The organism is Bacillus sp. 205(2023), assembly GCF_037027485.1.
GTDB lineage: Bacteria > Bacillota > Bacilli > Bacillales > Bacillaceae > Bacillus > Bacillus halotolerans.
In genome coordinates this window covers 45,840-55,452 of record NZ_JAXCHF010000013.1, presented here as the reverse complement: position 1 = coordinate 55,452, position 9,613 = coordinate 45,840, and the positions used below count along the sequence as shown (strand labels likewise).

At 41.4% G+C, this 9,613-nt stretch carries 13 protein-coding genes and 1 rRNA gene; all 14 read left to right on the top strand.

All coding sequences use genetic code 11. The annotated features are described in order from the left end of the window. The first annotated feature begins 7 nt into the window (after window positions 1–7). Window positions 8–123 (top strand): 5S ribosomal RNA (rrf, locus tag WA325_RS19635). A gap of 180 nt (window positions 124–303) precedes the next feature. Continuing rightward, window positions 304–498 carry a sigma factor G inhibitor Gin gene (locus WA325_RS19630; protein ID WP_024123601.1) on the top strand — a complete coding sequence of 65 codons (195 nt, stop codon included), beginning with the start codon at window positions 304–306 and terminating at the stop codon, window positions 496–498. 141 nt (window positions 499–639) lie between these two features. Continuing rightward, window positions 640–1,254, top strand: coding sequence for a 5-bromo-4-chloroindolyl phosphate hydrolysis family protein (locus WA325_RS19625; protein WP_202853866.1), 615 nt, complete (start codon window positions 640–642; stop codon window positions 1,252–1,254). A gap of 17 nt (window positions 1,255–1,271) precedes the next feature. After that, on the top strand, window positions 1,272–2,429 hold the full coding sequence (locus WA325_RS19620; RefSeq protein ID WP_336184096.1) for a toxic anion resistance protein: 1,158 nt from the start codon (window positions 1,272–1,274) through the stop codon (window positions 2,427–2,429). Between the two features lie 82 nt (window positions 2,430–2,511). Continuing rightward, window positions 2,512–3,951, top strand: a complete 1,440-nt coding sequence (locus WA325_RS19615; protein WP_336184095.1) for an aminotransferase class I/II-fold pyridoxal phosphate-dependent enzyme — start codon at window positions 2,512–2,514, stop codon at window positions 3,949–3,951. After that, complete coding sequence (gene tmk / locus WA325_RS19610; RefSeq protein ID WP_024123605.1) at window positions 3,948–4,586, top strand: dTMP kinase; 639 nt, start codon at window positions 3,948–3,950, stop codon at window positions 4,584–4,586. The genes WA325_RS19615 and tmk overlap by 4 nt, the downstream gene beginning before the upstream one ends. Window positions 4,587–4,660: 74 nt before the next feature. After that, entirely contained in the window at window positions 4,661–4,990 is a 330-nt protein-coding gene (gene darA, locus WA325_RS19605) for a cyclic di-AMP receptor DarA (protein WP_003218295.1), read from the top strand. Window positions 4,991–5,002: 12 nt separating this feature from the next. After that, complete coding sequence (locus WA325_RS19600; protein WP_024123606.1) at window positions 5,003–5,443, top strand: YaaR family protein; 441 nt, start codon at window positions 5,003–5,005, stop codon at window positions 5,441–5,443. 11 nt (window positions 5,444–5,454) lie between these two features. Then, on the top strand, window positions 5,455–6,444 hold the full coding sequence (gene holB, locus WA325_RS19595) for a DNA polymerase III subunit delta' (RefSeq protein WP_044153513.1): 990 nt from the start codon (window positions 5,455–5,457) through the stop codon (window positions 6,442–6,444). A 2-nt stretch (window positions 6,445–6,446) separates the two neighbouring features. Further along, window positions 6,447–7,274 carry a competence/sporulation regulator complex protein RicT gene (ricT, locus tag WA325_RS19590; RefSeq protein ID WP_010332686.1) on the top strand — a complete coding sequence of 276 codons (828 nt, stop codon included), beginning with the start codon at window positions 6,447–6,449 and terminating at the stop codon, window positions 7,272–7,274. Window positions 7,275–7,288: 14 nt separating this feature from the next. Then, window positions 7,289–7,648 (top strand): replication initiation-control protein YabA, encoded by a 360-nt coding sequence (gene yabA, locus WA325_RS19585; RefSeq protein ID WP_010332687.1) that lies wholly within the window; start codon window positions 7,289–7,291, stop codon window positions 7,646–7,648. 60 nt (window positions 7,649–7,708) lie between these two features. After that, window positions 7,709–8,452: a tRNA1(Val) (adenine(37)-N6)-methyltransferase gene (locus WA325_RS19580; protein ID WP_202853865.1), complete on the top strand. Its 744-nt coding sequence runs from the start codon at window positions 7,709–7,711 to the stop codon at window positions 8,450–8,452. Beyond that, window positions 8,439–8,738 (top strand): GIY-YIG nuclease family protein, encoded by a 300-nt coding sequence (locus WA325_RS19575; RefSeq protein ID WP_010332689.1) that lies wholly within the window; start codon window positions 8,439–8,441, stop codon window positions 8,736–8,738. Before WA325_RS19580 ends, WA325_RS19575 begins: the two co-directional genes overlap by 14 nt. Continuing rightward, window positions 8,713–9,591 carry a 16S rRNA (cytidine(1402)-2'-O)-methyltransferase gene (rsmI, locus tag WA325_RS19570; RefSeq protein ID WP_103672539.1) on the top strand — a complete coding sequence of 293 codons (879 nt, stop codon included), beginning with the start codon at window positions 8,713–8,715 and terminating at the stop codon, window positions 9,589–9,591. Before WA325_RS19575 ends, rsmI begins: the two co-directional genes overlap by 26 nt. Window positions 9,592–9,613 lie beyond the last annotated feature (22 nt).

Here is a 9,613-nt window from a genome sequence, read left to right as displayed (position 1 = left end):
TCAATTGTTTGGTGGCGATAGCGAAGAGGTCACACCCGTTCCCATGCCGAACACGGAAGTTAAGCTCTTCAGCGCCGATGGTAGTCGGGGGTTTCCCCCTGTGAGAGTAGGACGCCGCCAAGCAAGGGTAAAACCCAGCTCATTGAGCTGGGTTTTTTGTTCGTCCAAATACAAGTGAAATCAAAACAATACAAACACCGACAGCTTATATAGCCCATATACTGATCTCAAGATTCCAAAAGATCTAAATAATGTATACAATAACAGGTTTCAGGAAAGGCTAATTGTACGGAGGTGGGGACGATGGACGAAACGGTTAAACACCATCAAACATGTATTATTTGCGAACAAGAGAAAAGCAGAGGGATTCATCTTTATACAAAATTCATATGCTTAGATTGTGAGAGAAAAGTAATTTCTACAGCAACTTCCGATCCTGACTATGCCTTTTATGTCAAAAAACTAAAGAGCATTCATACACCGCCATTATATTCTTAGACCTGAGAAGGTCTTTTTTTGTACCATTTTTCACTTTATATAAAGCAGTGGATACGATAAAAGAACATGAAACTTGTTTAGGGACTAAACGTAGTAGATAATAATGTTAAATATGAAATACTCACAGGAGTCGATGAAGTGATGCATAGATTTCTTCAATTTTTGATATGGAGTTTCACAAGCAGTGCGACTTTTGTTTTCATAGGATTATTGAGTTTTTTTGGTTTTAACCAATCACTTTTTTTATCTTGTGTATATGGCGTCTCATCAGCAGCTCTCGTATACACAGCGGGTTTGTGGAATTCAAGACGGTTATTTCTTAAAAAACATGAACTGACGGGAAGAGAATATGCGTATATCAAGAAAAATCTTGAGGAAGCAAGACAAAAAATAATCCGTCTTAGAAAAGCTTTATTTCAGGCGAAAAGTATCCAGATGTTTAAGCACAATGCAGAGATGCTTAGACTTGTCAGAAGGATCTATATATTAACCAAAAAAGAGCCAAAACGATTTTATCGTGCTGAGCGTTTCTTTTATCAGACTCTAGATTCTGTTGTGGAACTGACAGAGAAATATGCTTTTCTTTCTTCTCATCCGAAAAAAAACAAAGAGCTTTCGATGTCGTTGAGTGAAGTGCGTATCACACTTGCTGAATTGACGAAGCGTTTAGAAGAAGATTTAACTCAATTAATGGGCGACGAAATTGGTGAACTGCAATTTGAATTAGATGCAGCGAAGCATTCTTTGAAAAAATAACGGAAGGGGCAAGGACGGTGAACAAAGATCGAAGCGAACTTCAAATAGGCGGATTGTTGGCAGACCCTTTTGGGGATATCGAAATACCAAAGGGGGAGGCTGTCGAATCAGGGAAGCAGCCAGTGCGGCTTGTCGATGTTCTGCCCGAAGAAAACAAAGAAAAAGCATACCAGCTGGCTGAACAGATTGATCATAACAATATGAACAGTATTGTCTTATACGGTTCACAAGCTCAGTCTAAGCTGCTGAATTTTTCTCATACGATGATTGATCATGTTCAAAAGAAGGACGTCGGTGAAATCGGTGAAATCCTTGGTGAGCTGATGAAAAAGCTGGAGCAAGTAAATCCAGATGAACTGCAGTCTAAGAAAAAAGGTTTTTTGGCACGCATGTTTGGGAAAGTGTCTCATTCTCTTCAGGAGGTACTGTCAAAGTATCAAAAGACCAGCGTGCAGATAGACAGAATCAGTTTAAAACTTGAGCATTCAAAAAATGCATTACTCAGTGATAATAAGCTGTTAGAGCAGTTATATGATAAAAACAAAGAATATTTTTCTGCACTGAATGTTTATATTGCTGCTGGTGAATTAAAGCTCGGTGAATTAAGAACGAAAACAATTCCTGAACTGAAACGACAGGCCGAATCAAGTGAACATAATCAAATGGCCGTTCAAGAAGTAAACGATTTGATCCAATTTGCTGACCGACTGGATAAAAGAGTTCACGATTTGCTCTTGAGCAGGCAAATTACCATACAAAGCGCTCCGCAAATCAGGTTAATTCAAAATACGAATCAGGCATTGGCTGAAAAAATCCAGTCATCCATTGTAACTGCAATCCCGCTTTGGAAAAACCAGGTAGCGATTGCATTGACACTTTTACGGCAGCGAAACGCTGTGGATGCACAGCAAAAAGTATCCGATACAACAAATGAACTTTTGCTAAAAAACGCGGAGCTTTTAAAAACGAATACAATTGAAACAGTGAAAGCCAACGAACGAGGCATTGTTGATATTGATACTTTAAAGAAGGTGCAGGAAAGCTTAATCAGTACGCTTGAAGAAACGCTGACGATTCAAGAGGAAGGGCGGCTCAAACGCAGACAGGCTGAAGAAGAGCTCATGATGATGGAAGGCGATTTGAAGCAAAAGCTGCTCGCGATAAAGGAAAGGTAGTTTACCAGTAAGTCTTAGCTTTAAGTTCTGTCATAGGAACGATATAATAAAGAGTAAGAATACACTTCAAGGGATTGTTTTAATGAACACACCTTTATATCATGCACTGATTCAACATGCGAGAAGGAATTCTCATTCATTTCACGTTCCGGGACATCACAATGGAGATGTCTTTTTTGATGAGGCTAAGACCATATACAACCCGCTTCTTACAATTGACCTGACTGAACTATCGGGGCTGGATGATTTGCATCATCCTTCAGGTGTAATTAAGGAAGCCCAAGATCTTGTCAGCCAATTGTATGGATCGGCAGAAAGTTTTTTTCTTGTGAACGGCACGACTGTCGGAAACTTAGCGATGATTTTATCAGTTTGTGATCCTGGAGATACGATCCTGATCCAAAGAAACTGCCATAAATCTGTCTTTCATGCTGTTGATTTGGCTGGAGCTGAGCCGGTTTATCTCGCACCTGACATTGATGAAATAATGCATGTGCCTACGCATGTTCCGCTTGATACGATAAAAGAAGCTTTAAAGGCATATCCAAATGCGAAGGGGTTGGTGCTGACCAATCCCACATACTATGGACATAGCGCGGATTTGACTGAAATCATCTCAGAGGCCCATCAATACGGGATTCCTGTGCTGGTGGATGAAGCGCATGGCGCGCACTTTGTTTTAGGGGAGCCTTTCCCGGTTTCAGCGTTGCAAATGGGAGCAGATATTGTTGTTCAGTCGGCGCATAAAACGCTGCCTGCCATGACGATGGGGTCTTATTTGCACCTCAATAGCAACAAGATTGAACGGAACCGGGTAGCGGATTACTTGAATCGTTTACAAAGCAGCAGCCCGTCTTATCCGATAATGGCTTCATTGGATCTTGCCCGCGCTTATGTGCAGCATATGATAGAGGAACAAAAGCTTTCTGACGTTCTGCAGCATATTCAATCGATTAAACAAACGTTTGATTCACTTGCTTATGCTGCACCGGTTGAACCGGCCAATCAACGGATTACAACGGATCCGCTGAAGCTCACCATTCGTTCCAAATGCGGCCATTCAGGTTTTACACTGCAAAAAATATTAGAGCGTGTCAACATATTCACAGAGCTTGCCGATGAAAATCAGGTGTTGCTTGTTCTTCCTTTGGGAGGAAAAAGGAGAATTACTGCTGAAACGATTAAGAAAATTGATCAAGAGATCGAAAAGACTCCATCTGACCAGATGAATGTTCCTGCAGAATGGGAAGCACAGCCTATTACTGTAATGCCTTATCCAAAAAAGGTTTTAAACACGTTACAGAAAGAATATGTGGGTTTTGATAAAGCGGCAGGCCGGCTGAATGCAGAGGATGTTATACCTTATCCGCCGGGAATTCCGATGATTATGGCAGGCGAAAGAATCACAAGGGAAAGCGTGCAAAAGCTCAGCCGCTTGATCAGCATGAAAACGCATGTTCAAGGGAATATGAAAATCAATGAGAAGCAATTACTTGTTTATATAGAAGAGGAGAAATCATGAGCGGTTTATTTATTACATTTGAAGGTCCTGAAGGCGCAGGAAAAACGACTGTATTGCAGGAAATAAAAAAGATACTGGCAGCAGAAGGCCTTCAGGTTACAGCAACACGGGAACCAGGCGGCATTGATATCGCAGAACAAATTCGAGAAGTTATTCTAAACGAAAACAACACGTTAATGGATCCGAAAACAGAAGCTCTCTTATATGCAGCTGCAAGACGTCAGCATTTAGTTGAAAAAGTAACACCTGCTTTAGAGCAGGGGCATATTGTACTTTGTGACAGATTCATAGACAGTTCACTCGCATACCAAGGATATGCAAGAGGTCTTGGGATTGATGAGGTTCTTTCGATTAACCAATTCGCCATTGGAGATATGATGCCTCATGTCACAATTTATTTTTCGATTGATCCAGAAGAGGGCCTGAAGCGTATAGATGCGAACGGCTCTCGGGAGAAAAACCGGCTCGATCTGGAAAAGTTGAGCTTCCATACAAAGGTTCAGGAAGGTTATCGGGAGCTGATGAAACGTTTTCCAGAAAGATTTCATTCAGTTGATGCAGCACAATCGAAAGACCTCGTTGTTCAGGACGTTCTAAAGGTTATCAATGAAGCGTTGAAAAAAATTCAATTGTGACCTGTTTCTCATTAGTTGATATAATAATGTAAACGAGATCATTGTTGTTTCCAATCTAAAGGAGGCCTTTACAGATGAAATTAATAGTGGCAGTTGTACAAGATCAGGACAGCAACAGACTTTTGAAAACTTTAACAGATCACAACTTTAGAGTCACAAAGCTTGCGACGACGGGAGGATTTCTTAAATCAGGCAATACAACGTTTATGATAGGTGTCGAGGATATACGCGTCGATAAAGCATTGAGCCTCATTAAAGAAAACGGACAGAAACGTGATCAGATGATTGCTCCTGTATCTCCAATGGGCGGAAATGCTGATTCATATGTCCCTTATCCAGTCGAAGTTGAAGTTGGCGGAGCGACAGTGTTTGTCCTTCCAGTCGATGAATTTCATCAATTTTAAGGATTTGAAACTGTGAAAATTAATAAAGATATACGCACATTTATAGATAATAAGCAGCTTCCTTCTATGAAAACAGCTGAGATTTCAGCATCCTTTAAAACATCAATGGAGAACCAAAGCAGCAAATTGAAGTTTGATCAGCTGACCAGGATGTTAACGGACATAGAAGCATTTGGGAAAAGACTGACGAAATCACGGAATTTTAAAGACTTGGCAAGATTTAAAGGGCTTGTGAAACGTTTTGTCAAAGAAGCTGTTGACAGCGGCCTTTCACATGAAACGTCGAAAAGCTTTGATCTTTACGGAAACAGCAGAACGCTGGGACTTGTGAAAGAAATAGACGAGAAATTGATAAAGCTTACTGAAGAGATGATGGATCAGGAAAAACCGGCAATTGATTTGCTGGAGCGTATTGGCGAAATAAAAGGTTTATTGATTAACCTTTACACATAGAGAGTGATACAATGGCAATATCCTGGAAGGAAATGACCGAGCTTCAGCCCAGAGTAATGAAGCTTTTATATAATAGTATTGAGAAGGACAGACTATCACACGCTTATTTATTTGAGGGCAAAAAAGGAACAGGCAAGCTGGAGGCCGCAATGCTTCTTGCGAAAAGCTTTTTTTGTCTGGAAGACGGAGCAGAGCCTTGTGAAAACTGCAGAAATTGTAAGCGGATTGAGTCGGGGAACCACCCTGATCTCCATCTGGTCCAGCCTGATGGGTTATCGATTAAAAAGGCGCAAATTCAAGCGCTGCAAGAGGAGTTTTCTAAAACTGGGCTTGAATCGCATAAAAAGCTGTACATCATATCCCATGCAGATCAAATGACGGCTAATGCGGCAAACAGCCTGCTGAAGTTTTTAGAGGAACCGAACAGAGACACAATGGCCATCCTTATCACTGAGCAGCCTCAAAGGTTATTGGATACCATCATTTCAAGATGCCAAACCCTTCCTTTTCAGCCTTTGCAGCCCAAAGCAATTGAAGACCGACTGATAGAACAGGACGTCTCGCCTCATATGGCGAGACTCCTGGCGAACATGACCAACAATGTAGCAGAAGCAGTCGAATTAAGTCGAAATGATGAGTTTGCAGAGTCTAGAGCGAAAGTGATAAAATTGTATGAAGTCTTACACCAGCGGAAAGGACATGCCTTTTTCTTTATTCAAGATCAATGGATGCCCTTTTTCAAAGAAAAAACCCATCAAGAAATGGGTCTTGATATGCTCTTATTGATATATCGCGATGTGTTGTCCATCCAAATAGGAAATGAAGATAAATTGATTTATCAAGACTTATTCCAATCAATAAAACAGCATGCGCTACAATCAACACAACAAAGCGTTACGAACCAGATACTTGCTGTTTTAGAAGCAAAGAAACGGCTTCATTCCAATGTGAATGTGCAGGGATTAATGGAGCACTTGGTGTTAATGTTGCAGGAGGGATAAGCTTGTACAATGTAATTGGCGTCCGCTTTAAAAAAGCGGGTAAAATATATTATTTCGATCCGAATGGATTTCATATAGAACAAGACAGCTGCGTAATTGTAGAAACTGTCAGAGGCGTTGAGTACGGCCAGGTTGTTGTCGCGAATAAACAGGTGGATGAGCATGATGTTGTGCTTCCGCTCCGTAAAGTGATACGCGTGGCTGACGAGCGCGATCTTCTTATTGTAGAAGAAAACAAACAAGAAGCTTTATCAGCATTTGAAATATGCCAAAAGAAAGTGATAGATCACGGCTTGGATATGAAGCTGGTCGATGTGGAGTTTACGTTCGACCGTAATAAAGTGATTTTTTACTTCACTGCTGACGGCCGAGTAGACTTCAGAGAACTTGTAAAGGATTTAGCCTCCATCTTTAAAACAAGGATTGAGCTTCGCCAGATTGGGGTGAGAGATGAGGCAAAAATGCTCGGAGGAATCGGCCCTTGCGGCAGAATGCTTTGCTGTTCAACATTCCTCGGAGATTTTGAACCTGTGTCCATTAAGATGGCGAAGGATCAGAACCTATCCTTAAATCCAACAAAGATTTCTGGTCTTTGCGGACGTCTGATGTGCTGTCTGAAATACGAAAACGATGAGTATGAGACTGCAAAGGAACAGCTTCCGGATATAGGGGAAATGATTACGACAGCAAACGGGCCTGCAAAAGTCGTCGGGCTGAATATTCTGGAACGGGTGCTTCAGGTGGAACTGATGAACCGTGAAAAAGTGATAGAATATACTTGGGAAGAGCTCTTGGAAGAGGGCGTCGTATCCGCACAAACCACAGATTAACGAGGTGTGGAACCTTGGATAAAAAAGAGTTATTTGATACCGTCATTAACTTAGAAGAACAAATCGGCTCGCTTTACCGGCAGCTGGGGGATTTAAAGCAGCATATCGGTGAGATGATTGAAGAAAATCATCATTTACAGCTTGAAAATAAGCATTTGCGTAAACGGCTGGACGATACGACGCAGCAGATTGAAAAGTTTAAAGCTGATAAAAAAGAATCAAAAACACAGAAGACAGAGCAAGCTGATATAGGGGAAGGATATGATAATCTGGCACGTCTGTATCAGGAAGGATTCCATATCTGTAACGTCCACTATGGAAGCGTCAGAAAAGAAGATTGTCTTTTCTGCCTGTCATTCTTAAATAAAAAATAAGGAAAAAGGCTTCCGCATCAGACGGAAGCCTTTTTCAAAGGTGCTGGAAAGGATAAGAAAATGGTTTCATTACATGACGATGAAAGATTAGATTATTTGCTGGCAGAGGATATGAAGATCATACAAAGTCCAACGGTGTTTGCTTTTTCATTGGACGCTGTGCTTCTCTCCAAATTTGCGTATGTTCCGATTCAAAAAGGAAAAATTGTTGATTTGTGCACCGGCAACGGCATTGTGCCGCTGCTGCTGAGTACAAGGTCAAAAGCAGATATCCTTGGTGTTGAAATTCAAGAAAGATTGCATGATATGGCTGTCCGCAGTGTGGAATATAACAAACTGGAGGATCAAATTCAAATCATACATGATGATCTGAAAAACATGCCTGAAAAGCTGGGGCATAATAGATATGATGTTGTTACCTGCAACCCGCCTTATTTTAAAACACCGAAACAGGCTGAACAAAATTTGAATGAACATCTCCGTATCGCAAGACATGAAATTCACTGTACATTGGAAGATGTCATTTCAGTCAGCAGTAAATTGCTAAAGCAAGGAGGAAAGGCAGCGCTCGTTCATCGGCCGGGCCGGCTTCTCGAAATTTTTGAATTGATGAAGGCTTATCAAATTGAGCCGAAGCGTGTTCAGTTTGTCTATCCGAAACAAGGGAAGGAAGCCAATACCATTTTGGTTGAAGGCATAAAAGGCGGGCGTCCAGATTTGAAAGTACTTCCTCCGCTGTTCGTGTATAACGAACAAAATGAATATACAAAAGAAATCAGGACCATTTTATATGGAGACAAATAACCATTTCTTTTATGTTGTACAGTGCAAAGATAACAGCTGGTATGCAGGGTATACCAACGATCTGCAGAAACGGCTGAAAACTCACAACGATGGAAAGGGCGCAAAGTATACAAAAGCAAGACGCCCGGTTGATTTAATTTTTGCTGAGGCATTTGCAACAAAGCGGGAAGCCATGCAGGCGGAATATTACTTTAAAAAACTGACCCGCAGAAAAAAAGAGCTTTATATAGAAGAAAAACGGAACAGCAAGGAGGCTGTATATGTTAAGGCGCCAGATGAGCTTTAATGGAAAGTCGGATATGGGGATTCTTTATTTGGTTCCGACACCTATCGGAAATCTAGAGGATATGACATTTCGTGCGATCGAAACGCTGAAATCAGTGGATGCGATTGCTGCAGAAGACACGAGGCAAACAAAAAAGCTTTGCCATGTATATGAAATTGAAACACCGCTTGTCAGTTATCACGAACACAATAAAGAAAGCAGCGGCCACAAAATCATTGAATGGCTGAAGTCCGGGAAAAACATAGCGCTGGTCAGTGACGCCGGACTGCCGACAATTTCTGATCCTGGAGCGGAAATCGTCAAGGACTTTACGGAAATGGGCGGTTATGTTGTTCCTCTGCCGGGGGCCAATGCCGCATTAACAGCGCTGATCGCTTCAGGAATTGTACCGCAGCCTTTCTTTTTCTACGGATTTCTCAACAGGCAGAAAAAAGAAAAGAAGAAAGAACTCGATGTCCTCAAAAAACGGCAAGAAACGATTATTTTTTATGAAGCACCTCACCGATTGAAGGAAACCCTGTCTGTGATGTTAGACATATTAGGAGATCGGGACATTGCGGTGACGCGTGAACTTACTAAGAAATATGAAGAGTTTATAAGAGGAACAATATCCGAAGTGATAGACTGGGCAAATGAGGATCAGATCCGCGGTGAGTTTTGTCTTGTGGTCGAAGGCAATAAAGCTGAGGAAGCAGATGAAGAAACACATTGGTGGGAGAACCTATCTGCAAAAGAACATATCGAGCATTACATCTCAAAGGGAGCGACATCAAAAGAAGCCATTAAAAAAGCGGCTGTAGATCGTAACGTCCCAAAACGTGAAATGTATGATGCATACCATATTCAGCAATAAAAAAAACGTTCTTGTGTCATAA